Source organism: Alphaproteobacteria bacterium, from assembly GCA_019635875.1.
In the GTDB taxonomy this organism is placed as follows: Bacteria; Pseudomonadota; Alphaproteobacteria; order Reyranellales; family Reyranellaceae; genus JAFAZJ01.
This window is the reverse complement of the sequence record JAHBYP010000001.1, coordinates 775,247-800,161: the sequence shown is the minus strand read 5'-3', so window position 1 is coordinate 800,161 and position 24,915 is coordinate 775,247. Positions and strand designations below refer to the sequence as shown.

The following is a 24,915-nucleotide window of genomic DNA, read 5'->3' as shown; positions in this document are numbered from 1 at the left end:
AAAGATGCGCCAGCATCAGGAGGACGCGCACAGATGACCCGGCATGATCCGATCACCCAGGCCCGGATCGACCTTACCACGGCCCTGCGGTGGGCATCGCGGCACGGCTTCAGCGAGGGCATCTGCAACCATTTCAGCATGGTGGTACCAGGCCACCACGATCGATTCCTGATCAATCCCCAAGGCCTGCACTGGTCGGAGATCACACCGGCCGACATCGTCATGACCGACGCCACCGGCCGCATCATCGAGGGCCGTCATCCGGTCGAGCCCACGGCGTTCTACATCCATGGCCGCATCCATCTCGGCAATCCCACGGCCAAGGTGGTGCTGCATACGCACATGCCGTACGCCACCGCACTGACCACGCTGCAGGGCGGCAAGCTCGAGATGTGCACCCAGAACGCGTTCCGCTACTACCAGCGCATCGGCTACGACGAGACCTACAACGGCCTGGTGCTCGACAACGAGGAAGGAGACCGCATCTGCCGCGCCATGGGCGACAGGCCGGTGATGTTCCTGCGCAACCACGGCGTCATCGTCGCCGGCAAGACCGTCGCCCAGGCCTACGACGATCTCTACTACCTGGAGCGCGCCGCCATGGTGCAGGTGATGGCGATGCAGACCGGCCGGCCGCTGGAGATCATCCCGACCCAGATCCTCGAGCGCACCGCGCGCCAGATGGCCGGCGAGAGCCAGCAGATCGACTATCACTTCGCCGCGCTCAAGCGCCTGCTCGATCGCGACGAACCCGGCTGGGACAGGCTCACATGAAGACGCCGGCCGCGCTCCTCGCAATGGCGCTGCTACTCGGCGGCGCGACGGCGCATGCGCAGTCGGGCGTCGGCAGTTTCGAGGTGCGCACCACGCGCGGCATCCCCGCCGGCAAGATCGCCGTCGATCTTTCGCCCGACAGCGAGCTGGGTCGCGACCTGCGCCGCCTGGTGATGGAGAAGCTGGCCAAGGGCGGACGCGAGGTCGGCTTCAGCGGCGGCCATATCCTGAAGCTGCAGGTCAACCTGCAGCGCGGCCTGCCGCCGTCCGGCGGCGGCCGCGTCGACGATCCGGTCGATCGTCGCACCGGCATCGACGCGCAGCGGCCCACGCCGCAGGGGCCGGCGCGAGCCTTCGAGCCGCCGCGCCCGGGCGGCGGCCGCAACGATCTCCTATCGATCTCGATGACCGTCCACGGCCTGCAGTCGCGCGAGCTGCTGTGGTCGGCCAATGCCAGCTGCCGTGTCGGCGCCCACGACGCCTTCGGCGCCGGGCGCAACATGATCGACAACATTTTCGCGCAGCCCAACGCCAGCCGGAAGGGCGAGGCCGACTGCCCGATATGATCCGCCCCATTGCCGGCGCGGCGACGCTGCTGATCCTTGCCACGGCGGCGGCGGCGCAGGCGCCTGGCCGCTTCGAGATCGCCGCCAGGCAGCCGATCCCGCCGGGCAAGATCGCCGTCGAGCTGAGCGGCCAGAGCGAGCTTGGCCGCGAGCTGCGCGGCCAGGTCATGGAGCGCCTGACGCGGCGCGGCAATGCCGTCGGCGCCAGCGGCGGCCACGTCCTGATCCTGTCGGTGTTCTATCCGCGACCGATCGCGCGCGACGCGCTGGCCAAGGCAGCGACGATCGCGGCCGCCACCGACGTGCTGCGCATGACGATGTCCGTGCATCGTCCGGGCTCGGCCGAGGCGTTGTGGTCGGCGCGCGCCGCCTGCGTCGTAGCGCCGGCCGCCACCTTCGCCGTGTCGGGCCGCATGCTCGACGCGCTGTTCACCGATCCCGACCGCACCCGCCAGGGTGATGCCAACTGTCCGTAGAAGGAGTCATGCCGATGAGCCAGACGCCCCGCCTCGCGCCGCTCGACCTCGACAGGCTTACGCCGGAGCAGAAGCAGGTCGCCGACGGCATCATCAAGGGGCCGCGCGGTGGATTGCGCGGGCCCTTCGAGCCGTGGCTGCGCAGCCCGGTGCTGGCCGATCGCGCGCAGAAGCTCGGCGAGTACTGCCGCTTCGACAACTCGCTGCCCAAGGATCTCAGCGAGCTCGCCATCCTGCTGGTCGGCCGCCGCTTCAAGGCCCAGTTCGAGTTCTACGCCCACGCGCGGCTGGCGAAGGAAGCGGGGCTGGCGCCGGAGATCGTCGAAGCGGTGCGCACCTGGCAGTCGCCGCCGTTCAAGCGCGAGGTCGAGCGCGTGGTCTACGACTTCGTCAGCGAGTACCTCGCCACCAATCGCGTGTCCGACGTCAATTACAAGCGCGCCATCGACGCCTTCGGCGAGCAGGGCGTGGTCGATCTGGTCGGCGTCAGCGGCTACTACATGCTGGTATCGATGACGCTCAACGTCTTCCAGATCAACGTACCGACGGGCGAACCCGAGCCGCTGGCGTAGTCGTCATAGGGAGCGCCGGTGCCCCGCCGGCATTCCCATCACTCCTCGAAGATCGCCACCGCCCTCGTCCAGCCGGCCGAGGCGCCGCGGATCTTGTGCGGAAAGCAGGAGATCATGAAGCCGTCCGGCGGCAGCGCCTCGAGGTTGTGCAGCTTCTCGAGATGGCAATAGCCGATGTGGCGACCGGCCTTGTGGCCTTCCCAGATGATCGAGGGATCCTTGGTCTCGGCGTATTTCTGGGCCGTGAAGTAGAACGGCGCGTCCCAGCTCCAGGCGTCGGTGCCGGTCAGGCGCACGCCGCGCTCCAGCAGGTACATGGTGGCGTCATAGCCCATGCCGCAGCCCGAGTTGACGTAGTCGTCGCGGCCGTAACGTCCGCCGGCGGCGGTGTTGACGACGACGATCTCCAGCGGCTTGAGCTCATGGCCGATGCGCTTGAGCTCGCCCTCAATGTCGGCGGCCTGCAGCACGTAGCCGTCGGGCTTGTGACGGAAGTCGAGCTTCACGCCGGGCTGGAAGCACCATTCCAGCGGCACCTCGTCGATGGTGATGGCGCGCTCACCGCGGTTCATCGTCGGATGGAAGTGGTAGGGCGCGTCGAGATGCGTGCCGTTGTGCGTGCTGAGCCGCACCGTCTCGACCGCCCAGCCGGCGCCGTCCGGCATGTCTTCGGGCTTCAGCCCGGGAAAGAAGCCTGCAATCTGGCCGACCGTGTTCTCGTGCTTCATGTATTCGATCTTCGGGCCGAACGGCGGCGGATCGGAGATCACGTCGTTCTCGAGAAAGATCGACAGGTCGACGAAGCGACGCGCCATGGCGTTACCCTCCGCATATGTGTGCGCCGGACAATGTCGCGGAAAACGCCGACGATTTCGAGAGGTGCTTTAGCGCTTGGGCTGCATCGCGCCGGTGGCACGGGCGATGACGATGCGCTCGATCGCCTTGGCGAGCAGCTTGCCGATGCACTTCTGACCGAAGTCGTTGAGGTGCAGGCCGTCGCTGGTCATGAAGTCCGACCAGCTCATATTGTCCCTGTCGTACCAGGATCTTGTGATGTTGAAGCGCTGGAACAGGCCGACGCCGTGCCGCGACGCCGCTTCGCGCATCGCGCCGACATAGATGTCCTCGTCAGGCAGCGAGATCACCGCGGGCGCGTACTGCAGGTCCATCAGCACGACGTCGGCCCCCCCGGCGCGCGAGCGCTCGACAGCGACGTCGAGCCGGCGCGCGAAGCGCTCTACCGGAATGCGCCGCAGCGCGGCATTGGTGCCGGCCTGGAAGATAACGAGATCGGGCTTCTCGGCGATCACGTCGCGCTCGATGCGATCGGCCATCGCGTCGGTATCCTGGCCACCGACGCCGCGATTGAAGACGACGATCTCGACGCCCTTCAGGGTCTCGCCGAGCCGCTTCATCACCTGGGCCGGATAGGAGTTGCCCGGCGCCGCGCCGTAGCCCTGAGTCGAGGACGAGCCGATGGCGACGATGCGCACCTGCTTGCGCTCCGTCGCCGCCTTGTGCGTGGCGTCGAGCGTGATGCCGAGGTCGAGCAGTGGCCCGTCGGTCTTGCAGGCGGACATGTTGCGCGCCTCGACAACGCTCGCCGCCACCAGCAACACCAGCAGCCCCATCGCGCCGCGGCGCATCCAGGCTCGGAACTCAGCCATCCCCCGCTCCCGCCGCCACGGCGACGCGCGTGCGCGTCGGCGACGATTCGCTTCTTTTGTACCAGTGCGCCGTATGGGCGAAGGCAATCATGATCAGGATGCCCACCACGCTGACGAATATCTGCGACCAGATGGCATTGCGATAGTGCTCCGTCACCAGATGCGCGGTGAACGAGAGGAAGGTACCGAGGCAAAACACCTGGAGAGAATGCTCACCGCATCGCCGCAATGGTTCGATCAGCCGCCAGCGCAACCACTCCGCGCCGACCGGAATGAACGTTTGAACAATATAGGCTAGCGCAAGAATATGCACTATCCGAAGTACATCCACGTTGGTCTTGTCGATCGGGTAGATCTGGCGCCCAAGCCAGTCCGGCACAAGTTGCGCCAACATCTTGAATTGCCAAGTCATTACGATGAAGAAGCTGAACGCAAAGTAGGCCAGCGCCGCAGGCAGCAGCCAGCGGCGAATCGGCGCCAGTCGTTCACCCATGCGGCCGGCCGCGGCGAACGAGGCGCCCAGGTAGAATAGAAGCTGCCATGCGAAGGGGTTGAAGAACCAGACGTTGTCGCCGGGTGTGGCCGGCAGGTTCCAGTTGAAGATGCGGCTCAGGATATAGAGCACCAGCGAACCGGCCAGCACCGCCCAGGGCCAGCGCAGGAGCGCCGCCAGCGCCGCTGGCAGGCTTGCCAGCAGGACGATGTAGAGTGGCAGCACATCGAGGTTGATCGGCCGGAACTTCAGCAAAATGGCATCGACGAAGGCGCCGAACGGCTCCTCCATCAGGCCCAGCAGATTCATTTCGGCGATCAGCGCCTTCTTTTCATGCGTCACGGCGAAATAGGCGATCTGGGCGATGAAGGCGACCAACAGCACCAGATGCGCGACGTAGAGCTGCCAGACGCGCCGCACGATGCGCGCCGACGCCAGCAGCCAGCCGCGCCGCGCCATGATCCCGCTGTAGGCGATGACGGCGGTGTAGCCCGAGATGAAGACGAAGACCTCGGTCGCGTCGCTGAAGCCGTAGTTCCTCATCGTCAACCAGCTGACGATGTTGTTGGGAATGTGGTCGACGAAGATGAACCACAGCGCCAGGCCGCGAAAGAAGTCGAGACGCAAGTCGCGCCCGCTGCCGGTCGCTGCCATGCCAGTCGCGCCGCTCACATCAGGCTCCGCTTGGCTCCTGCTCCTGCCCCAAGCTTACCGGCCCAGAACGATCATCACCACTGCCAGGGTTGCCAGGCCCAAACCGGCAATCTGGGCCAGCCGCAGCCGTTCGCCGAGCGCCACGGCGGCCAGGAACACCGTGCTGGCGGGATAGAGCGAGGTCAGCGTGGCGACGACCGCCAGGTTGCCCTCGTGGCTGGCCATCAGGTAGAGCGCGTTGGCGGCGCTGTCGAACAGACCGCAGAGAGCCGCCCATCGCCAAAGCACGGCCGCCGGCGCGTCGGCCTGCCGCCAGCGAGGCAGCATGGCGAGCGCGACCACGGCGAACAGCCCGGTCGACACGCCGCGCGCCGCCACCAGCGGCCACAGGCCCGAGGCTGGATCTGTGCGACCCATGGTGACGTAGAACACGCCGATGCCCAGCCCCGCGGCGACGGCGAGGGCGACGGCGCGAGAGGTCGAGGTCCGCAAGACCTCGGCGAGGTCCGGTTCGCGGCAGATCAGCGCCACGGCGATGGCCGCGACGCCGATGCCCGCGGCCGCCAGCGGAGCGACCGCGAGGCCGACCACGAAGGCGAAGACTACCGGCACCGCCAGCGCGCAGAGTGCGGTGATCGGCGCCACAACGCTCATGCGGCCGGTGGCCAGCGCCTGGTAGAGCAGCGTGATGCCAATGGCCGTCGACAGGCCGCTGGCGGCGCCCCACCAAAGGTCGTCGGGCCGCACCTGATCTGCCGGGAACAGCGGCAAAGCCGCGGCGAGGCCGAGCAGGCCCACGACCTGGCCGACGCCGACCACGAACAGAGCCGAGACACGGCGCGCGGCCAGGCCGCCGACGAAATCGCCGGCGCCGTAGATCGCGGCGGCGAGCAGGGACAAGGCGATTGCGCTCATGCCGCGTCCCTTGCCCGACACCATACCGGCATGCAAGCAGCGCTTCCCCGCCCCTGCATCAGCGACTAGGCTCCGGCCCGATCGGGGGAGACGAGCGGGTGGCCAAAGAACCACTGATCCTGGTGCCGGGTGTGTTGTGCGACGAGGACCTCTATCGCGACCAGGTCCCGGCGCTGGCCGCGTACGCCGATGTCAACATCGCCATGGAGCAGGCCAGGCACGACACGCTGCCAGCCATCGCGCGCGCCATCCTCGATGCCGCGCCGAGGCGGTTCGCGCTGTGCGGCCTGTCGATGGGCGGCATCATCGCCTTCGAGATCATGCGCCAGCAGCCGGCGCGGGTGAGCCGGCTGGCGCTCCTCGACACCAACGCGCGCAATATCCTGGCCGACGAGCGCCGGGTGCGCGAAGGGCGCATGCGGCTGGTGGCCAACGGCCATGTCGACGTGATGATCGGACTGCAGCTCTCGCGTTTCATCCCGCTCACCCGGCTGGCCGACGAAGCCCTGGTCGACCGCGTGCTGAAGATGATCAGGCGCGTCGGCGCGGCGACCTATCTGCGCCAGGAGCGCGCATTGCTGCAACGCGTCGACAGCCGGCCATCGCTCGCGGCCATCACCTGCCCCACCCTGGTGCTGTGCGGTCGCGAGGATTCGGCCACGCCGCTGGCCATGTCGCAGGAGATCGCCGCGGCGATACCCGGCGCCGTCCTCGAAATCGTCGAGGAGTGCGGGCATCTGTCGACCATGGAGCAACCGGCATCGGTCAACGCCGCCCTGCTGCGCTGGCTCGACATGTAGCCGCCCTCGCAGGGACGCTGATGTCGAGAGGATGGCCAACGACGCCGCCATTTCGCCCGATTCCCCAGCCACTTTCGGCCTCTAGGCCGGGCTGTGGTGGAGGAACCACGCGCCCGGCGACGCGACGGGAACGTTCACGGTGAACCACAGCACGCTGGTCAGGACGACGCTCACGGGAGTGCGGCCGTTGGGCGTGCGTGGCGAGCCTCTGCACCACGCCCAGGAACAGATTCGCGGCGCCATCCGGCGGCGGCTGGGACCGCGTCACGCGTCGCTGCTGGCCGAGCCGGTGGCCCACGATCTCGGCCGCGCCATCGACTGGTACTCGGACGCGGGTGCCGATGCCGTTCCGCTCGGCGCCCTGCCGGCCGAACGCCAGCAGGGCGTGCTCGACGAGGTCGAGCGCCTGCGCAGCGACATCGAGGTGCTGGCCCAGCGCTTCGAGGCCGGTGATACGGAGGACGTGCGCCTGCTGGGCAAGGCCCTGCATCTCGCGGTGCGCCGTCCGTCCAACGAATATCTCTTCCTGGTCGGCGACCAGCCGGTGATCATTTGCTGGGGCTATGAGCCGGAGGCCGCGGGCGCAGTATTGCCGCCGCCGATGCTGCCGGCCGCAGCGGCGCTGCCGGTCGCAGCGATGGCACCGGCGACATTGCCGCCACCGCCGATGGCCGCCGGTGCCGCCGTGCTGCCGGCGAGCGCGGCCTTCCCCTGGGGACGTGCCCTGCTCGTCGGCCTGCTGGCCATCATCCTGCTGCTGATCGCGTCGTGGCTGCTGCGCGGCTGCACGCCGGTCGACCCGGCGGTCAGCATCTTCCGCGAAGCGCCGCCGCAGCGGCAGATGACGCGCTCGATAATTCCGGTCGGCCGCGACCAGACCACGAAGCTGACCGACGAGCTGCGCGAGTTGCAGGCGCGCGAGCGCAACCTCGGTGTCGAGCTTGCTTCGCTGCGCGAGAGCGCGCGGCGCGCGGTGGAACTCTGCCCGCCGCCAACCCCGCCGCCGCCGCCACCCGAAGCCAGGCCACCCGCCATGGCCAGCGCGCCGCTGCCGCCCGTGGCGCCCGCTGCGTCCGCGCCGCCGGTGAAGGCCGCGGTGGTCAAGCCGCCGGCACGCAAGGCCGCCGACTGCCCGGCGCCGGCGGCCGCCGGCCGGCCCCGCACCGAGGTGATGGTCGTGCTCGACGGCTCCGACAGCATGAACCTGCCCAGTGGCTTCACCACCATGCAGGAGGACCATCTGTTGCGGCGCGCGCGCATGGGCGATCGCGGCGCCATCATGGAGTTCCGCGCCATGACGCGCGGTCCGGGCCAGAAGCGCATCGACGACGCCAAGCAGGCGGCGTCGCGCATCATCCCGCGCCTGCCGGGCGACGTCGATGTCGGTTACATGGTGTTCGATGATTGTCGCACGATCCAGGACCACGGCTTCTTCGGTGCCGGCCAGCGCGGCGAGCTGGTCGGCCGCATCCAAGGGACCGTCGCGCGCGGCGGCACGCCGCTGGCGCGTGCGGTGCAGCAGGCCGGCGCCACGCTGCGGTCGGACGATGGCGTGATCATTGTCTTCTCCGACGGCAAGGATTCGTGCGGCGGCAATGTCTGCGCCGTGGCGCAGCACCTGCACGCGATGCGGCCGAAGGTGAAGATCCACGTGATCGATCTCGCCGGCGGCACCAGCGAAGCGACGTGTCTGGCCACCATCACCGGCGGCCGCGTCTACCCCGCGACCAGCGCGCAGGCGGTGACCGCGGCGCTGTCGCAGGCGACCGCCGGCGTGCAGGTGCCGGCGCATTGCCGCGCGCCGGCGCAGTGAGCGGGAGGGATTGATGGCATCCGGACCTTTCCTGATCGGCGCCAGCCTGTCGCGCTACGGCGCGCGCGGCGTCGCGGGCGAACCGGTGTGGCGCCGCGCCCAGCAGCTGCGGGCCGCCGTCGAGGCGCGGCTGGGCGGCCGTCACGCCGACCTGTTCGCCATCCCGCAGGTCGACGAGATCGGCAACAAGATCGACTGGTACGCGCCGTTCGACGGCATCGCGCGAGGCTGGAACGATCTCTCCGATGGCGAACGACGCGCGCTCGAAGGTCGCATAAGCGAGCTCAGGCCCGAGCTCGAGCGGCTGGTGGCGCGCCTCGACTCGGAGGGACGCGGCGAGGGCGAGCGCGCCTTCGGCCGGCTCCTGCGCGAGGCGCTGGTGGCGCCCGGCAGCGACACGCTGTTCTCCGTCGGCGGCCGTCCGGTCTTCGCCTTCTGGGGCTTCGCCGAGGAGGGCCAGTCCGAGCGGCACTTCATGGGCATGCTGCCGTTGGCGGCAAGCGCTTCGATTCCCGTGGCGGCCGCCACGGCGGTTGCCGCCGCACCAGCCGCGGCCGCCGTATCGACGACGCCTCCGCCTCCGCCCGCCGCCGAGCCGCCGCGCGAGGCCGTGCTGGCGAGCACGGCGGCGGTCGCCGGGCCGGCGTGGTGGAAATGGCTGCTTGTGGTCTCGTTCCTGCTGATCGTCCTGGCCGTCGCCGCCTGGTACGTGCGGCCCTACCTGCCGCAATGGGCCTGGGACGGCCATAGCGGCCTGCCGGCTCCTGATCGTCCGGCCGCCGGTCCGGTGACGACGGCCGCCGTCGACGATTCGGCGCTGCGCGCGCTGAAGGACCGCGAGGTGCAGCTCGCGGCCGATCTCGCGCGCCTGCGCGATCAGTTCGTCGACAAGCGCAACGACTGCGCGCCGGGCGCCACCGGCCGCGTGGTGGTGCCGGGCACCACGGGTCCGGTCGCCGATGCCGACATCGTGGTGTTGCCCGACGGGACCCGGGTACGTCCCGACGGCGTCGTCGTCGATGAGGACGGCAAGCCGAAGCTCGGGCCCGACGGCCGCCCGGTGGTCGTCGATCGCGACCGCATGCGCACGGCGACGGCACCGACCAAGCCCGACGTCACCAGACCCGACGCGCGCCGCCCGGATGCCGCGGTGCCCAAACCCGACACCGCCAAGCCGCCGGCGGCGAAACCCGACGTCGCCGCCCGACCCGATACCACCAAGCCCGATGCGGCGCGGCCACCGGCAGCCAAGCCAGATGTCGCCGGGGCCAAGCCGCCGGCCGGCCCCGCCCGGCCTCCCGGTTCAGCCGCGACCGAAAAGCCGATCGAGCCGGTCAAGGTGCCGCCGGGCAAGGGTGTCGACTTCATGGCCGGCACATGGCGCTCGAACACCGACCTGACGACCCAGGGCGGCGACGATGTCGTGCGCCCGCAATACACCTTCGACAAGGACGGCAAGGGCAAGACCCGCATCGTGCAGAAGAATGGCGTGGTCTGCGAAGGCCCCGCCACGGCCCAGCGCGACGACCAGGGCCGGCTGGTGATACGCGAGAGCGAACCGCTCAAATGCACCGATGGCACGTCCTACGCGCCCTCGACGGTGACCTGCCAGACCGACGCCGCGGGGCGTTCGAGCTGCAACGGCAGCAGCGAAGGCGGTCCAGGCTACGTCGTCACCCTGGGACGGTAACGCCGGGTTGCTAGCGGTTACACCCGGCCTCTAGACTGACTATATTCGCGATGCGCTCCCCGACAGCGCTCACCTGACCTGTTGCATGAGCGATCTCGCCCCCCTTCCCCGCTATCCCCACCCGACCACGCTGATCGCCAAGAGCGGCGTGCAGTTCCTCGACTTCGGGCTCGAGCCGTCGAAGCTGGTGGTCAAGGAGTGGCGCTTCATCGATGCCGGCCAGAAGAAGGGCGCCGACGATCTCGTGCAGTTCGAGTACGACGCCACGCGCGGCGTCTACGAGGTGGTCGAGGACGGCCGCCGCGTCGAGAAGCCGTCGAATCTCGACATCGGCATCAAGGATGCGCTGGTGCCCTTCGTCGACAAATGGGTGCCGGTGCCCTTCTTCCAGGTCCGCCCCGGCCGGACCTTCAAGGACGGGCCGGGCGACTGGGCGCGCGTGCGCGTCGTCGATCTCGAGCTGCGCCACGGCGAGGGCTTCCGCGACGAGCACGGTTTCCGCTACCGCGTCGTGCTGGCCTTCGACACCGGCCTGCTGCCCGAGACCGAGGGCCGCGCCTATCTGGCGCCCTCGGCCAAGGACGTCGCCGCCGGCGCGATCTTCTCGCTCGCCCATCGCCAGGCGGACAACCACTGGTTCCTGCGCCAGGACTGGCTGCGCCAGTGGGTCGACGAACTGTTCCGCGAGATCTATCCCAAGCTCACCGCCGAGCAGATCGAGACCGACGTCAAGCGCACGCCGGAGGAGCCGATGGGCCGCTACCTGGCCTTCATCGGCCTGTTGCACGAGTCCGGCATCCTGCCCCCGGTGAAGCTGGTGGGCGATGCCGAGCGGCCGGGCCGCGGCGCGATCGATGTCGATCTCGTGCTCGACGTCGGCAATTCGCGCACCTGCGGCATGCTGATCGAATCGACCGGCGACGGGCCCGCCAATCTCAACGATTCCTACGAGCTGGCGCTGCGCGACCTGACGCATCCCGAGCGCGTCTACGCCAAGCCCTTCGAGTCGCGCATGGAGTTCGCGCAGGCGACCTTCGGCAAGAACCACCTGTCGCGCCAGGGCGGGCGCACCGACGCCTTCATCTGGCCGACGCTGGCGCGCATCGGGCCGGAGGCGACGCGGCTGGCCTCGCGCCGGCGCGGCACCGAGGGCAACACCGGCATGTCCTCGCCCAAGCGCTATCTCTGGGACACCGAGCCGCAGCGCCGCGAGTGGCTGTTCAACAACGCCCAGTCGGGCGAGCCGTCGACGGCGGCGGCCAACAGCGGCCCGCTGGCGCAGCTGGTCAACACGCGCGGCGAGGCGCTGCACCGCCTGCCGCCGGGCGACGAGGACGATCTGCCCGTCTTCGAGCCGCGCTACTCGCGCTCCTCGATGATGACCTTCGCGCTGTGCGAGATCCTGCTGCAGGCGCTGACGCAGATGAATTCCGCCGCGCAGCGCGGCCGGCGCACGCACGCCGAAGCGCCGCGCCGCCTGCGCCGCCTGGTGATGACGGTGCCGCCGGGCATGCCGCTGGCCGAGCGCCAGATCTTCAAACGCCGCGCCGAGACTGCGCGCGACCTAGTGTGGATGGTGCTGGGCTGGAAGCTCAAGGACGCCGAGGCGCCGGCGCCCGAGGTGTTCCTCGAATGGGACGAGGCCAGCTGCACCCAGCTCGTCTATCTTTACACCGAGGTGGCGCGCAACTGGGGTGGCGACGCGCGCGCCTTCTTCGAGGCGCGCTCGCGCCGCCGCGGCGGCGACGAGCTTGGCCTGCGGGTGGCGAGCATCGATGTCGGCGGCGGCACCACCGACCTGATCATCAACACCTACACGGTCGAGGGCCGCGGGACCTCCGTGACCCTGCAGCCCGAGCAGAATTTCCGCGAGGGCTTCAACAAGGCGGGCGACGACCTGCTGCTGCGCGTGATCCAGCAGCACGTGCTGCCGCCGATCGAGGCCGGCATGCACGCCGCGGGCGTCGCCAACCCGGAGGACCTGCTGGCCGAACTGCTGGGCGGCGACCGCGGCGGCGAGGATGTCGAGCAGCGCAACCTGCGCCGGCAGTTCGCGCTGCAGATCGCCACGCCGATCGGGCTCGCCATGCTTTCGGCGGCGGAAACCTACGCGCCGCTCGACGGCGTCGCCTCGTCCGAGGCGCGACCCTTCGCCTCGTTCTTCGACTCCGCGAGCCAGCCCTCGCCCGAGGTCGTCAATTTCATCAACGAGGCCGCGAAACGCCGGGGCGCGAAGGATTTCGACCTGCGCCAGCTCGGCGTGCCGGTCGACATGGTGGGCATCGACGAGACCATCCAGGCCGAGCTGAAGAACGTGCTGACGCCGCTCTGCGAGCTGATCCATGTCTACGCCTGCGACGTATTGCTGCTGACCGGACGGCCTTCGCGCCTGCCGGCGATCCGCACCCTGATCCTCAAGCTGCTGCCGCTGGCGCCGGATCGCGTCATCACCATGCACGACTACCGCGCCGGCGCCTGGTACCCGTTCCGCGACCCGCGCCTGCGCGTCGGCGATCCCAAGACCACCGTGGCTGTCGGCGCCATGATCTGCGCGCTGGGCCAGTCGCAGCTCGCCGGCTTCGCCTTCCGCAGCGACAAGCTGGTGGCGCGCAGCACGGCGCGGTTTATCGGCAAGATCGAGGGCGGCGGTCGCCTGCTGCGGGAGGACGTCTACTACCAGGACATCAATCTCGACGACCCCGAGTACATCCTGCCCGAGGATCAGAGCATCCCCTTCCGCGGCCCGATGACGCTCGGCTTCCGGCAGATCGATCTCGAGCGCTGGCCGACGACGCGGCTCTATGCGCTGGAATACTCGAGCAAGCAGCACGGCGACCGGCTGTCGCGCCGCACGCCGCTGCAGATCGGCCTGCGCCGGGCGCGTCCGTCGGAGAAGGGCGGCGTCGACGTCGAGAATGTCGAGATCGTGCGTATAGTGGATGCGACCGACTCGCCGGTCGATCGCGCCGCCGTGGTCCTGCGCCTGCAGACCCTGGCGCATGCCGAGGGCTATTGGCTCGATACCGGCACGCTGAAGACGGTGTAGAGGGATGGAAGACGTCGATCTGAAGCTGTCCCAGTCCTGCGACTCCGCCGCCGACGCTGCGGCGCGCGCCATCGCCTGGATACGCGACGTGGCACCGGGCGCCGCCAGCATCGGCCAACAGGCGGGCTCGCTGATCTCCGAGATCCAGAAGGTGCGCAACCAGAGCCGCAAGCTGGCGCGCGCGGCGCGGCGCAAGATGTGCGTCGGCGTCTTCGGCCCCAGCCAGGCCGGCAAGTCCTATCTCGTCTCGATCCTCGCCAGCCGCGAGGGCCGGCCGCTGACGGCGCGCTTCGACGGCAAGGGCTACGACTTCCTGCGCGAGATCAACCCGCCGGGCGGACGCGAATCCACCGGTCTCGTAACGCGCCTGACCACCGATGCGGGCGACGCGCCGCCAGGCTTCCCGGTGCAATTGCGGCTGCTGACCCAGACCGATCTGGTGAAGATCCTCGCCAACTCGTTCTATCTCGACTTCGATCACGACAAGGCCGATTTCAGCCCGCCCGACGCCGAAACGATCCGCAAGCGGCTGGCCGAGCTGCGGCCCAGGGCCAAGCCGGCGCCGGTCGACGCGCTGTCCGAGGACGACGTGCTCGACCTGATCGAGTATTTCGACACCTACTTCAAGGGCAAGACGGCGGCCTTCCACGTCGACTTCTGGCGCGAGGCGATCGATCTGGCGCCGAAGCTGAGCGGCGCCGACCGCGCCCGGTTGTGGTCGCTGCTGTGGTACGACTTCGAGCCGTTCAACAGGCTCTACGACATCCTGTTCGACGGCCTGCGCAAGCTGGGCTTCGCCGACGAGGCGTTCTGCCCGATGAACGCGCTGCATCCGCGCGAGGACAGCATCATCGACGTGCTGATCCTCGACCGGCTGGGCACCGACAACGCCGACCTGCTGAAGGTGCGCCCGCGCCTGGCCGGCGCCGCCGACGCGGATCTGCCGCGCTCGCTGGTCTGCGCGCTGACCGCCGAGCTGCGCATCGCCATCGGCGAGAAGCCGTGGCCGTTCTTCGACCACACCGACCTGCTCGACTTCCCCGGCGCGCGCTCGCGCCTGAAGCTCGAGCAGCTCGAGGATGCCGGCAAGAACGCCGATGGCACCCGCTCCGCCAATCCGCTGCGCGAGCTGTTGCTGCGCGGCAAGGTCGCGTATCTTTTCCAGCGCTATTCGTCCGAGCGCGAGATCTCGGCCATCCTGCTGTGCATCCCCGACGGCGTGCAGGAGGTGCGCGATCTGTCGCCGATGATGGAGGGCTGGGTCAACGCCACCTTCGGCGAGCTGCCACAGACGCGCGCCAGGCAGCGCTGCGGCCTGTTCCTGGTGCTGACCAAGATGGACCGCGAATTCGAGCAGAAGGCCGGCGAGGTCGGCGACGACATCCGCATGCGCTGGACGGCCAGGCTCAACAACTCGCTGCTCAAGAACTTCCGCGGCGAGTGGCCGACCAACTGGGACGGCCAGCCGTTCCGCAACACCTTCTGGCTGCGCAATCCCACGGTGAAGGACGAGCGCCTGATGCTCTACGGGTCCGACGGCCGCGAGGCGGGCGTCGCCGAGCTGTTCACCGAGCGCAGTGCCAAGCTGCGCCAGTTCTTCCTCGAGAACGAGATCGTGGCGCAGCATTTCATCGAGCCGGCGCGTGCCTGGGACGAGGCCTTCCGACCCAACGATGGCGGCCTCAGCTACATCGTCGAGAAGCTCACGCCGGTCTGCGATCCCGCCATCAAGCGCGCCCAGGTGCAGGGCCAGCTCGAGACGCAGGTGTCGCGCCTGGTCGATCGCCTGGTCGGCTTCCACAATGGCGATGACACAGGTGCACGGCAGAAGAAGCAGGTGCTGGTGCAGCAGGTGCTGCGCGGGCTGGCGGGCTGCATCAAGACCCAGCGCTTCGGCGAGCTGATCGATCGCCTGCAGATCGCCGAGGAGGATCTGCGCGGCATCTACTTCCGCGCCGCCACGGCCAAGCCCGACACCGCCAAGGCCGGCGCCCCGCGCGACGAGGCGGTGGGCGCCGCGGTCGATCTCGGCGACATCTTCAGCTCGGTGTTCGGCGATTCAAGCGCGATCAGCAAGCCGGTCACCGGCTCGCTGCAGGACCGCGCGGCGCATTTCGCCAGCGACGCCATGCAGCACTGGCAGGAGGGCCTGCGCCGCCTGTCGGGCGACGAGCGCGCCGCCTCGCAGTTCGGCATCGACCGGCAGCATTTCGGCTGGCTGGTCGACGAGCTGGTGGTCGGCGCCAATCGCCTGAAGGTCGCCGATCAGCTGGCCGGGCGCGTGCGCGCTGTCGAGAACAACGCCAACGCCAAGTGGGAGGACGTGGCCGAGCGGCAGGTCCAGGTCACCGCGACCATGATCAACCGCTTCGTCGACTGGCTGGGCTTCGATGCCGTGCCGCGCGACGAGCGGCCCGGCCTGCCGCCGCAGGCGCCGACGCGGCGCGTCTTCGACCTCGCCGCGCCGCCGGCCGGCGCCGCGCCGGCGCTGCGCGAGGAGCCGATCCCGATCTACAACACCTTCTGCGCCGACTGGATGCGCGCTTTCCTGCAGCTGGCGCTCGACAATGTCGGCTACGAGGGCGGCCGCGACATAACGCCGGAGCAGAACGACCGGCTGGGCATCATCCTCAGGCAGGCGGAACTGGCCCGGCAAACCGTGTAGGCTGCGGCAACAATTCCCGCCGGCGCCGACCAAATTGGCGCCGCAATCCTGCACGTATAGAGTTGGACGATGCGCGCCGAGGTCTTTCCCAAGCCCGAGCTGCCCGGCCACGCCGTATTGCGGCTGTATGGCACCGATGCCTCTCCCGAGGGCATGACCCTGCTGATCGAGCGTCGGCAGGGGCCGGATCGATTCCTCTCGGAGACCGGCTGGCAGCGCACCGAGAGCTGGCTGCAGCCGCAGCGCATCGACGCCTTCAATGGCGGGCTGGATCTGCATGTCGGCCCGCGCGTCTGCGATCTTGTCGCCGGTATGACGGTGCGCCTGGCAATCAGGGAGCCGGACGTCGGCATGGTCGACACGACGGTGGCGGCGTGGCCGGCGATGCAGACCTCCGGCGCGCATGACCCGGATCGGCAGGCGTCGGACAGCGTCGCCGGCCGTACCGACAAGGAACTGCGCCAGGCGCGGCCGCGCGACGAGCAGGCGACCGTAATCGCGGCGCGGCCGGTGCTGCCCGAGCCCGAGCCGGAACCGGAGGCGTCGCCCTTCATCGAGCCGACGCTGCCGGCCGCCTTCACGCCGCAACCCGACCCGCTCGAGCGGCCCTCGGTACTGAGCCAGCGCGAGGCGCCGAAATCGAGCCTGCCGCTGGTCCTCGGCCTGGTCTTCGGCCTGCTGTTCCTGATCGTCGCGGCGGGCGGCGCCTATTGGTGGTTCGTCCTGCGCGACAAGGCGCCGGTGGTCGACAAGCCGATCGACAAGCCCATCGACAAGCCGACGGGCAAGACCGGCCAGGACAGCGCGCAGGGAAAGCCCGACTACACGACGCCTATCCGCAAGCAGGTCGAAGACATCCTTGCGGCCAAGCCCACGCCGGAACAGCTGGTCGAGCACGGCAAGCGGTTCCTGCGCAACGGGCAGCTCGAGGGCGCGTTCCTGGTGTGGCGCACAGCCGCCGACCAGGGCCATCCGCCGGCGGCCTTCGAGCTGGCGGGTTTTTACGACCCGGTCAACCCGATCCCGCACACGCCGTTCCCGCTCAATGCCGAGCGCGCCGCAGGCCTCTACGAGACCGCAGCCAAGGCCGGCATCGTGCCGGCGATGGCGCGGCTGGGCATGCTCTACGCCCAGGGCGCAGACGGCTTCCCGGCCGACAAGGCGAAGGCGCGGGACTGGCTCAAGCAGGCGGCCGACAAGGGCGACGCCGACGCCAGGAAGGCGCTCGACACGCTGTAACAGGAGTATCCCTGCAATGGACGCAATCGCCCGGATCGCCATCGCCGCCATCGTGGCCCTCGCCACGACGTGGGCGACGATCGAGACCGTCAGCGCGCAGGGCGGCCCGCGTACCCCGCTGCTGATGGAGAACAAGAAGACGCTCTTCCAGCGGGTGCTCACGCGGCCCGAGGTCAGGCTGCACGACAAGCCGGCCGGAACGCCGGGCGCGGCCGTGCCGCCGATGAGCGCGCTCTATGTCTACGACCGCAAGAGCGCCGCCGGCGGCGAATGGCTCGAGGTCGGCCCGGGCAGCGACGGCAAGACCACCGGTTGGCTGCCGGCCGCCGAAACGGTGCCGTGGAAGCAGACGCTCACCCTGGCCTTCACCAACCCCGCCAATCGCGAGCGCACGCTGTTCTTCAAGGACAAGGCCGAGCTGCAGAAGCTGCTCGAGGCCGACCAGCGTGCCCAGCTTGCGGCGGCCCTGCGCCAGCGCATCATCGATCCAGGCCAGCTGCCGCCCGATTTCCCGGTGATCTCGATCGAGCCGTCGACCCATATCGACATCGCCAGGCAATTCTACCTGCTGCCGATTCTCGAGGCCGGCGAGACTTACCTCTCGAACAACATCAAGGCGCGCATGCTGCGCGTCGCCTCGCTGACGCTGAAGGACGAAACCGAGGATCCGCTGCGGCCCAAGGTCCGGCGCAATCTCTACGAGTCGCTGAAGAATTTCCGCCTCGGCGTGGTCTTCGTCGTCGACACCACGATCTCGATGGGCCCCTACCTCGATCGCGCGCGCGAGGCGGCGAAGAAGTTCTACGACTCGATCGAGCGCGCCGGGCTGAAGGCCAATTACGGCCTCGTCGCCTATCGCAACAGCATCGAGAAGACGCCGGGCCTTGAATACCTCAGCAAGGTCTTCGTGCAGCCCAAGGAGGCGCCCGACGGGCCGACCTTCCTGGCCAAGCTCAGGGAGCTGAAGGCGACCACGGTGTCGAGCCACAGTTTCGCCGAGGATTCGATCGCCGGCCTGAAGGCGGCGGTCGACGAGATCGACTGGTCGCCCTTCGACGGCCGCATCGTCATCCTGATCACCGACGCCGGCGCGCTGCGCAGCAACGACCCGGCGTCCTCGACCGGCCTCGACATCGATCGCATCCGCGACCTCGCCGACACGCGGAAGATCCACATCATGGCCGTGCATCTGAAGACGCCGATCGGCCGCGCCGATCACAGCTCGGCGGAGAAGGACTACACCGGCCTGACGCAGGGCAGGAACCTGCCGCGCGCGCTGTACTACGGCATCGACGCCGGCGACCTGGCCGAGTTCGGCCGCGGCGTCGACGGCGTGGCCGAAGGCGCCACCACCCTGCTCAAGGCCTTCGCCGCCGGACAGGCACCGCCGCCTCCCCCGCCGCCGCCGCCGCGCGCCGGCACCGGCGCACGCATCCAGCGCGACTTCCAGATCATCGGCAACGCCATGGCGCTGGCCTATCTCGGCACGCAGCAGGGCACGCAGGCGCCGCGCATGTTCGAGGCCTGGGTGGGCGATCGCGACACCGCCACACCGACCTCCGCCGTCTTCGATGTCCGCCTGCTGCTGACGCGCAACCAGCTCTCCGATCTGCAAGAGACGCTCAAACGCATCATCTCCAGCGGCCGGCGCAGCCAGATCCGGCCGCAGGGCTTCTTCGACGAGCTGCGCAGCGCCGCTGCCGCGATGAGCCGCGATCCGGCGCGCATCGGACGGCGCGATACCGCGCGGCTGGCCGAGATCGGCCTGATGGGCGAGTATCTCGACGACCTGCCCTATCGCTCCGAGCTGATGGGCCTGGACCAGGACACCTGGTCGAGCTGGAGCGTGGCACAGCAGGAGGACCTGCTCGACCGGCTGGAAGCCAAGATCAAGCTCTACCAGCGCTTCCACAACGACGCCTCGCTGTGGATCCAGCTCGGCGGCCCCGGCGCGCGCCCGGGCGACGCCGTCTACCCGGTGCCGCTCGACACCCTGCCGTGAGTCGACGCTCTAGCTCTTACCTTCCCCCGGAGGGGGACGGTGCCCGAAGGGCGGATGGGGGATGTCGAAGACGGACTCCCCTGTCCGTCTTCGACATCCCCCATCCGTCAGCGCTTCGCGCCGCCACCTTCCCCCTCCGGGGGAAGGTATTCTTGTAGCGTAACCGTGGCTCCAAATCCTGCTGCTGCTACGCCGGTCGTCGCGCTGCGCGACCTGACCAAGCGGCGCACCGCATCGGGCACCGCCTTCGAGCTGTCGGTTCCCGCGCTCGACGTGCCGCGCGGCGGCTGCGTCGCGCTGTGCGGCGAGAGCGGCAGCGGCAAGAGCACCCTTCTCGACATCCTCGCGCTGGCGTCGCGGCCGGACTCGGTGAAGGCCTTCGCGCTCACCCCCCGGACGACCCAGGGCAACGACATCGCCGCGCTGTGGCGGCGCGGCGGCACCGACCTGCTGGCGCCGCTTCGCGCGCGCCATCTCGGCTACGTGCCGCAGACCGGCGGCCTGTTCGCCTTCCTGCGCGTGCGCGACAACATCGCGTTGCCGCGCCGCCTGCTGGGCCTGCAGGACGACGGCACGGTCGAGCATCTCGCCGAGCGGCTGGGTGTAGCCGACCAGCTGCGCAAGAAGCCCTCGGCGCTCTCGGTGGGCCAGCGACAGCGCGTCGCCATTGCGCGCGCGCTGGCGCATGGGCCCGCCCTGGTGCTCGCCGACGAGCCCACCGCCTCGGTCGACCCGGCGACCGCCGACACCGTCATGGCCCTGCTGCTGGAGCAGGCGGCGCAGAACGGCGCGGCGGTGGTCGTCGCCTCGCATGACTGGGCGCGCGTCAAGCAGCTCGGCCTGACGCGCCTGCATCCGCGCATCGAGCGGCAGGTCGATGGCGACGGCACCGTCGTGCGTTCGATCTTCGACCAGGTGCACCCATGAGCGCGCGGCCGCGGCGCGTACGCGACATGCGCCGCATCTTCGGCCTGGCGCTGGCCGACGCCACGCACGAATGGCGCTCGACGCTCTGCCTGGTGCTGGCGCTGGCCGCCGTGCTGGCGCCGCTGCTGATCCTGTTCGGGCTGCGTTACGGCGTGGTGCAGACCCTGGCCGACCGCATGACGCGCGATCCGCGCAATCTCGAGATCGTGCCGATCGGCGCCGGGCGTTTCGACTCGGCGTTCTTCGAGAAGGTCGCTGGCTGGCCCGACGTGGCCTTCCTGATTCCCAAGACCCGTTCGATCTCGGCCACCATCGACATCTTTCGCGAGGGCGGATCGCCGGTGCCGGCGGAGATGGTCCCCACGGCGATCGGCGATCCGCTGCTGGCGGGCATGCGCATTCCCGCCTCGCCCCGCCAGGTCGTGCTTTCGTCCGACGCGGCGCGCAAGATGGGCAACGTGCGGGCCGGCCAGACCATCAGCGGTGTCGTCGGCCGCACCGTCGATGGCCGCAACGAGAACGTGCGTCTGGCGCTCGAGGTCGTCGCCGTCCTGCCGGACGCGGCGCTCAGCGGCGAGGCGGTTTTCCTGCCACTGCGCACGCTGGCCGATACCGAGTCGTTCCGCGAAGGCTTCGCCGTGCCCGACTTCAACGCCGAAGGCCCGCAGCGACCGCCGGATCCGCGCCTCTACGCCGGCTTCCGCCTCTATGGCCGCACGATCTACGACATCCCGGTGCTGCGCGATCGCCTGCTGGCCGAGCGCGTCGAAACCTACACCCGCGCCGCCGAGGTCGAGCAGATCCAGTCGCTCGACCGCAACCTCGGCATCCTGTTCTGGCTGGTCGCCGGCATCGGCGCCGCGGGCGTCCTGCTGTCGCTGGGCGTCAGCCTGTGGGGCGCGGTGGAGCGCAAGCGCCGCGACCTGGCGCTGCTGCGCCTGCTGGGCTTCCGCGCCCGCGCCACGGTGCTGTTTCCGGTCACCCAGGCGGCGCTGGTCGCCTGTCTCGGCATCGGCCTGGGCTGGGCGGCGCAGGCTGGCGCGGCTGGCGTGCTCGATCGCTACTTTGCGTCCAGTGTCGGCGCCGGCGAGGCCGTGTCGCGCCTGTTGCCGGTACATCTGGCCTCGGCCGCCGGCGCGACATTGCTGTGCGCGCTGCTGGCGGCGGCCATCGCCAGCGTCCGCGCCGCGCGCATCGATCCGTCGGAAGGACTGCGCGAGCTGTAGTCGCCGTCGAATCTGTCATTTCGAGCGGAGCGAGGGGATCTTTACGCGGCAGAAAGATCCCGCGCTACGCTCGGGGTGACACGTGGCGTCAGCGCGCGTTGCCCCAGGCGGCCAGAAGGTCGGGCCGCTCGGCGTCGGCGCCCGAGGGCAGGCGCGCGCTCTTGTCGGCGATCCAGGCCAGCACGTCGCCCTGCGGCTTCGCCGCATCGAGGTCGCGCAGCAGCATGTGATAGCCCCTGGGATAGACGGCGATCCTCGAATCGGGCCGTACCGGCATCTGGCCGATCGCCGCGCGCATCGGTCCCTCGGGAACAAGACGATCCTTTGCGCCGTAGAGCAGCAGATAGGGCACGTCGATCAGCGGCGTCGCCGCCTTGGCCTGGTCCATGAGATCGAGCAGGCCCCAGCCCATGTCGAGCCGGTGCTGGCGCAGCACCTTGGGATCGCTGGCGTACTTCTTCAGCATCGCCTTGTTGTCGGAGGGCTGGAAGTCGATCGAGGTCGGCCCCGTCGGCAGCCAGGGAAGGACATGGGCGAAGAACCAGGCACCAGCGCGCGCCACGGCGCCCACCGTGTCGCGCGAGCGCACCGCCGGTCCGATCAGGATGGCGCCGGCCAATGGCACCGCCTCGCCCGCGTTCCGGGCGCGCTCGCCCAGCATCGTCAGGGCCACGGCGCCGCCCATGCTCTCGCCCATCAGGTAGAGCGGCACGCCGGGATGGCGCGCGGCGATCAGCTTCAGCGCCGTGCGCGCGTCGCCCACCAAAGCCTCGGTCGCCGGCCAGCGACCGCGGTTGGGGCCGTCGCCGAAGCCGCGCTGGTCGTACGCATAGGTGGTGATGCCGGCCTCGGCCCAGCGCTTGCCCGGCATGTCGAAGGCGTTGGAGTAGTCGCCGAAGCCGTGCAGACCCAGGATCACCGCGCGCGGCTTGCCGTCACGGGCCGGCCAGGAGCGCAACGGCAGGATCTCGCCGTCGACGGCGACGATCCGCGAACCCTGCAGGCTGGGCGTGGCGACGGCCGGCCCGGCGGGGACCTCGACCGGCGAGCATGCGGCGGCGAGCAGCGCGCCCAGCAGCGCGACCGTGCCACGCTTGATCGTCGGACGGCGCCGTCTATGATCCGCGCGATTGCGGACGAGGATAGAGGCGATGGCGGCGCAGGCGGTGGAGATCATCGAGGTGGAGACTGACCGGGTCGGCTGCGATGGCGGCGGCGGGGCGCTGGGCCATCCCAAGGTGTACCTCAATTTGGGCAAGGATGGGCACATCGACTGCCCCTATTGCGGCCGCCGCTACGTCCTGAAGGCCGGCGCCAAGGGCGCCGAGCACCACTGATGCGCACCCTGGGCGGCGGCATGTACTACACCGACCTCAAGGTCGGTGAGCGCTTCCGGACGGTCGATCGCACGATCTTCGAGGCCGACCTGATCAACTTCATCACCTGCACCGGGCTGCAGGAGGGGTTGTTCAACAGCCTCGAGTACATCGAGAAGCACTCGCCCACCGGCAAGCGGCTGGTGCCGGGCGCGCTGGTCTACAGCTATGCCGAGGGGCTGCTGGTGCCGGTCTCGATCCAGGGCACCGGCATGGCGTTCCTCGGCATGACGCTGAACATCAACGCGCCGACCTTCGTCAACGACACCATCCATGTCGAATGCGAGGTGACGGAGGTGCGGCCGACCTCGAAGGATCCGACGCGCGGCCTGGTGCGCACCATGAACCTGGTGAAGAACCAGCACGGCGAGACGGTGCTGACCTACGATCCGCTGCGCATGATGCGCGGCCGGCCCTGACGGGAGGCGACGACGATGGCCAAGGTCCTGGTCGAACGGTCGGGCACGACCACCATCGTCACCATCAACCGCTTCGCCGAGGCGCGCAACGCCGTCGATCCCGAGACCGCGGTGCTGCTGCGCGAGGCCTTCCTCGCCTTCGATGCCGACGACGGCCAGTCGGTGGCGATCCTCACCGGCGCGGGCGGCGCCTTCTGCGCCGGCTTCGACCTCAAGAGCGCCGCGCAGGGCGGCGGCAATCGCTACGAGCCCGAGGGCGTCGGCCCGATGGGCCCCTCGCGCCTGCTGCTGGGCAAGCCGGTGATCGCCGCCGTCGAAGGCCATGCCGTGGCCGGCGGGCTGGAGCTGGCTTTGTGGTGCGACATGCGTGTCGCCTCGGCGAGCGCGAAATTCGGCGTGTTCTGCCGGCGCTGGGGCGTGCCGCTGGTCGATGGCGGCACCGTGCGCCTGCCGCGCCTGATCGGCCAGAGCCGCGCGCTCGACATGATCCTCACCGGCCGCGAGGTCGGCGCCGAGGAGGCGCTGGCCTGGGGCCTCGCCAACCGACTCGTACCCGCCGGCCAGGCTTTGAGCGAGGCGCTGGCGCTCGCCGGGCAGCTGGCGCGCTTCCCGCAGGTTTGCATGCGCAGCGACCGGCTGTCGTCGTACGAGCAGTGGAATCTCGACATTGTCGAGGCGCTGAAGAACGAGGGACGGCGCGGCCTGCCGGCGATCCTGCAGGAGACGCGCGCCGGCGCCGCGCGCTTCGCCTCGGGCAAGGGCCGCGGCGGCAGCTTCGCGGATCTGTGAGATGATCAGCGACAACGACATCGAGCGCTATCGCGAGGACGGCGCGGTCTGCCTGCGCGGGCTGTTCTCGATGGAGTGGATCGAGCGCCTGCGCCGAGCCATCGACGAGGACATGGCCACACCCGGCCCGATGAAGCGCATCAACACGCCCGAGGGCAAGCCCGGCCTGTTCTTCGTCGACTTCCAGCTCTGGCAGCGCCACGCCGATTGCCGCGCCTTCGTCTTCGAATCGCCCGCCGCCGAGATCGCCGCGCGGCTGATGGGCTCGAGGGAGGTTGTCTACTATCATGACCATCTGCTGGTGAAGGAGCCGGGCACGATCGAGCGCACGCCCTGGCATCACGACCAGCCCTACTACCCGGTCGATGGCGCGCAGATCGTCTCGCTGTGGCTGCCGCTCGATCCCGTGGCGCGTGAGACCTGCGTCGAGTACGTGCGTGGCTCGCATCGCTGGGGCCGCTGGTTCCAGCCGAAATTCTTCCGCCAGGGCGGCGTCGACCTGCAGGTCGAGGATCCGCGCTTCGAGAAGCTGCCCGACATCGACGCCGAGCGCGACCGGCACGAGTTCCTCGCCTGGGACATGGAGCCGGGCGATGTCATCGCCTTTCACGCCCTGACGCTGCACGGCGCCGCCGGCAATATCTCGATGCAGCGCCGTCGCCGCGCCTGGGCGACGCGCTGGTGCGGCGACGACGCGCGCTATGCGCAGCGGGTCGGCCAGATCTCGCCGCCGCTGGAAGGCCACGGCCTGCAGCCGGGCGATCTGCTCGAGTGTGCGATGTTCCCCAGGGTCTGGCCGCGCTGAG

The 24,915-nt window shown here is 69.6% G+C and carries 22 protein-coding genes; 17 read left to right on the top strand and 5 right to left on the bottom strand.

What is annotated here, in order from left to right:
- Positions 1–33 precede the first annotated feature (33 nt).
- Genes KF889_04020 through KF889_04005 form a run of 4 tightly spaced genes read left to right on the top strand, consistent with a single transcriptional unit; the run spans position 34 to position 2,388 of the window.
- On the top strand, positions 34–774 hold the full coding sequence (locus KF889_04020; protein ID MBX3498587.1) for an aldolase: 741 nt from the start codon (positions 34–36) through the stop codon (positions 772–774).
- Positions 771–1,340 carry a hypothetical protein gene (locus KF889_04015; protein ID MBX3498586.1) on the top strand — a complete coding sequence of 190 codons (570 nt, stop codon included), beginning with the start codon at positions 771–773 and terminating at the stop codon, positions 1,338–1,340. The genes KF889_04020 and KF889_04015 overlap by 4 nt, the downstream gene beginning before the upstream one ends.
- Positions 1,337–1,816, top strand: a complete 480-nt coding sequence (locus tag KF889_04010) for a hypothetical protein (GenBank protein ID MBX3498585.1) — start codon at positions 1,337–1,339, stop codon at positions 1,814–1,816. The genes KF889_04015 and KF889_04010 overlap by 4 nt, the downstream gene beginning before the upstream one ends.
- A gap of 14 nt (positions 1,817–1,830) precedes the next feature.
- Entirely contained in the window at positions 1,831–2,388 is a 558-nt protein-coding gene (locus KF889_04005; GenBank protein ID MBX3498584.1) for a carboxymuconolactone decarboxylase family protein, read from the top strand.
- Positions 2,389–2,426: 38 nt separating this feature from the next.
- On the opposite strand, the gene KF889_04000 is transcribed toward KF889_04005, so the two are convergent.
- The 4 genes from KF889_04000 to KF889_03985 all read right to left on the bottom strand — a co-directional run bounded on the left by KF889_04000 (position 2,427) and on the right by KF889_03985 (position 6,117).
- A complete protein-coding gene (locus tag KF889_04000; GenBank protein ID MBX3498583.1) occupies positions 2,427–3,203 on the bottom strand; it encodes a cyclase family protein in 777 nt (258 codons plus the stop codon).
- Between the two features lie 69 nt (positions 3,204–3,272).
- Entirely contained in the window at positions 3,273–4,055 is a 783-nt protein-coding gene (locus KF889_03995) for an SGNH/GDSL hydrolase family protein (protein MBX3498582.1), read from the bottom strand.
- On the bottom strand, positions 4,048–5,220 hold the full coding sequence (locus tag KF889_03990) for an OpgC domain-containing protein (protein MBX3498581.1): 1,173 nt from the start codon (positions 5,218–5,220) through the stop codon (positions 4,048–4,050). Before KF889_03990 ends, KF889_03995 begins: the two co-directional genes overlap by 8 nt.
- 36 nt (positions 5,221–5,256) lie before the next feature.
- The gene (locus KF889_03985; protein ID MBX3498580.1) at positions 5,257–6,117 is read right to left on the bottom strand and encodes a DMT family transporter; all 861 of its coding nucleotides are present in this window, start codon (positions 6,115–6,117) and stop codon (positions 5,257–5,259) included.
- Between the two features lie 98 nt (positions 6,118–6,215).
- On the opposite strand from KF889_03985, the gene KF889_03980 reads away from it, so the two are divergent.
- The 9 genes from KF889_03980 to KF889_03940 all read left to right on the top strand — a co-directional run bounded on the left by KF889_03980 (position 6,216) and on the right by KF889_03940 (position 21,525).
- On the top strand, positions 6,216–6,917 hold the full coding sequence (locus KF889_03980; GenBank protein ID MBX3498579.1) for an alpha/beta fold hydrolase: 702 nt from the start codon (positions 6,216–6,218) through the stop codon (positions 6,915–6,917).
- Between the two features lie 139 nt (positions 6,918–7,056).
- Positions 7,057–8,730: a VWA domain-containing protein gene (locus KF889_03975; protein MBX3498578.1), complete on the top strand. Its 1,674-nt coding sequence runs from the start codon at positions 7,057–7,059 to the stop codon at positions 8,728–8,730.
- A 13-nt stretch (positions 8,731–8,743) separates the two neighbouring features.
- Positions 8,744–10,420, top strand: coding sequence for a hypothetical protein (locus tag KF889_03970; GenBank protein MBX3498577.1), 1,677 nt, complete (start codon positions 8,744–8,746; stop codon positions 10,418–10,420).
- An 85-nt stretch (positions 10,421–10,505) separates the two neighbouring features.
- A complete protein-coding gene (locus tag KF889_03965) occupies positions 10,506–13,466 on the top strand; it encodes a virulence factor SrfB (protein MBX3498576.1) in 2,961 nt (986 codons plus the stop codon).
- 4 nt (positions 13,467–13,470) lie between these two features.
- Positions 13,471–16,131 (top strand): virulence factor, encoded by a 2,661-nt coding sequence (locus KF889_03960; protein MBX3498575.1) that lies wholly within the window; start codon positions 13,471–13,473, stop codon positions 16,129–16,131.
- Positions 16,132–16,200: 69 nt separating this feature from the next.
- The gene (locus KF889_03955; GenBank protein ID MBX3498574.1) at positions 16,201–17,370 is read left to right on the top strand and encodes a sel1 repeat family protein; all 1,170 of its coding nucleotides are present in this window, start codon (positions 16,201–16,203) and stop codon (positions 17,368–17,370) included.
- Positions 17,371–17,386: 16 nt separating this feature from the next.
- A complete protein-coding gene (locus KF889_03950; protein ID MBX3498573.1) occupies positions 17,387–19,372 on the top strand; it encodes a VWA domain-containing protein in 1,986 nt (661 codons plus the stop codon).
- A 54-nt stretch (positions 19,373–19,426) separates the two neighbouring features.
- Positions 19,427–20,299 (top strand): ATP-binding cassette domain-containing protein, encoded by an 873-nt coding sequence (locus KF889_03945; GenBank protein MBX3498572.1) that lies wholly within the window; start codon positions 19,427–19,429, stop codon positions 20,297–20,299.
- Positions 20,296–21,525: an FtsX-like permease family protein gene (locus KF889_03940; GenBank protein ID MBX3498571.1), complete on the top strand. Its 1,230-nt coding sequence runs from the start codon at positions 20,296–20,298 to the stop codon at positions 21,523–21,525. Before KF889_03945 ends, KF889_03940 begins: the two co-directional genes overlap by 4 nt.
- An 88-nt stretch (positions 21,526–21,613) precedes the next feature.
- On the opposite strand, the gene KF889_03935 is transcribed toward KF889_03940, so the two are convergent.
- Positions 21,614–22,702: a lysophospholipase gene (locus KF889_03935; GenBank protein ID MBX3498570.1), complete on the bottom strand. Its 1,089-nt coding sequence runs from the start codon at positions 22,700–22,702 to the stop codon at positions 21,614–21,616.
- On the opposite strand from KF889_03935, the gene KF889_03930 reads away from it, so the two are divergent.
- From KF889_03930 to KF889_03915, 4 genes are read left to right on the top strand one after another with little or no spacing between them, the layout of a single operon-like run.
- Positions 22,677–22,862: a zinc-finger domain-containing protein gene (locus tag KF889_03930; protein ID MBX3498569.1), complete on the top strand. Its 186-nt coding sequence runs from the start codon at positions 22,677–22,679 to the stop codon at positions 22,860–22,862. The genes KF889_03935 and KF889_03930 overlap by 26 nt on opposite strands.
- Positions 22,862–23,320: an acyl dehydratase gene (locus tag KF889_03925; protein MBX3498568.1), complete on the top strand. Its 459-nt coding sequence runs from the start codon at positions 22,862–22,864 to the stop codon at positions 23,318–23,320. The genes KF889_03930 and KF889_03925 overlap by 1 nt, the downstream gene beginning before the upstream one ends.
- Positions 23,321–23,335: 15 nt before the next feature.
- Positions 23,336–24,109, top strand: coding sequence for a crotonase/enoyl-CoA hydratase family protein (locus KF889_03920; GenBank protein MBX3498567.1), 774 nt, complete (start codon positions 23,336–23,338; stop codon positions 24,107–24,109).
- A 1-nt stretch (position 24,110) separates the two neighbouring features.
- Complete coding sequence (locus KF889_03915; protein ID MBX3498566.1) at positions 24,111–24,914, top strand: phytanoyl-CoA dioxygenase family protein; 804 nt, start codon at positions 24,111–24,113, stop codon at positions 24,912–24,914.
- Position 24,915: the final 1 nt, after the last annotated feature.

What these genes read in the sequence shown, in the direction of transcription:
- KF889_03995 (MBX3498582.1), bottom strand. Translation starts at nt 4,055, where the DNA reads ATGGCTGAGTTCCGAGCCTGGATGCGCCGCGGCGCGATGGGGCTGCTG.
- KF889_03945 (MBX3498572.1), top strand. Translation starts at nt 19,427, where the DNA reads ATGGGGGATGTCGAAGACGGACTCCCCTGTCCGTCTTCGACATCCCCC.
- KF889_04020 (MBX3498587.1), top strand. Translation starts at nt 34, where the DNA reads ATGACCCGGCATGATCCGATCACCCAGGCCCGGATCGACCTTACCACG.
- KF889_03935 (MBX3498570.1), bottom strand. Translation starts at nt 22,702, where the DNA reads ATGATCTCCACCGCCTGCGCCGCCATCGCCTCTATCCTCGTCCGCAAT.
- KF889_03965 (MBX3498576.1), top strand. Translation starts at nt 10,506, where the DNA reads ATGAGCGATCTCGCCCCCCTTCCCCGCTATCCCCACCCGACCACGCTG.
- KF889_03930 (MBX3498569.1), top strand. Translation starts at nt 22,677, where the DNA reads ATGGCGGCGCAGGCGGTGGAGATCATCGAGGTGGAGACTGACCGGGTC.
- KF889_03960 (MBX3498575.1), top strand. Translation starts at nt 13,471, where the DNA reads ATGGAAGACGTCGATCTGAAGCTGTCCCAGTCCTGCGACTCCGCCGCC.
- KF889_04000 (MBX3498583.1), bottom strand. Translation starts at nt 3,203, where the DNA reads ATGGCGCGTCGCTTCGTCGACCTGTCGATCTTTCTCGAGAACGACGTG.
- KF889_03925 (MBX3498568.1), top strand. Translation starts at nt 22,862, where the DNA reads ATGCGCACCCTGGGCGGCGGCATGTACTACACCGACCTCAAGGTCGGT.
- KF889_04010 (MBX3498585.1), top strand. Translation starts at nt 1,337, where the DNA reads ATGATCCGCCCCATTGCCGGCGCGGCGACGCTGCTGATCCTTGCCACG.
- KF889_03940 (MBX3498571.1), top strand. Translation starts at nt 20,296, where the DNA reads ATGAGCGCGCGGCCGCGGCGCGTACGCGACATGCGCCGCATCTTCGGC.
- KF889_03950 (MBX3498573.1), top strand. Translation starts at nt 17,387, where the DNA reads ATGGACGCAATCGCCCGGATCGCCATCGCCGCCATCGTGGCCCTCGCC.
- KF889_03970 (MBX3498577.1), top strand. Translation starts at nt 8,744, where the DNA reads ATGGCATCCGGACCTTTCCTGATCGGCGCCAGCCTGTCGCGCTACGGC.
- KF889_03920 (MBX3498567.1), top strand. Translation starts at nt 23,336, where the DNA reads ATGGCCAAGGTCCTGGTCGAACGGTCGGGCACGACCACCATCGTCACC.
- KF889_03955 (MBX3498574.1), top strand. Translation starts at nt 16,201, where the DNA reads ATGCGCGCCGAGGTCTTTCCCAAGCCCGAGCTGCCCGGCCACGCCGTA.
- KF889_04015 (MBX3498586.1), top strand. Translation starts at nt 771, where the DNA reads ATGAAGACGCCGGCCGCGCTCCTCGCAATGGCGCTGCTACTCGGCGGC.
- KF889_03915 (MBX3498566.1), top strand. Translation starts at nt 24,111, where the DNA reads ATGATCAGCGACAACGACATCGAGCGCTATCGCGAGGACGGCGCGGTC.
- KF889_04005 (MBX3498584.1), top strand. Translation starts at nt 1,831, where the DNA reads ATGAGCCAGACGCCCCGCCTCGCGCCGCTCGACCTCGACAGGCTTACG.
- KF889_03985 (MBX3498580.1), bottom strand. Translation starts at nt 6,117, where the DNA reads ATGAGCGCAATCGCCTTGTCCCTGCTCGCCGCCGCGATCTACGGCGCC.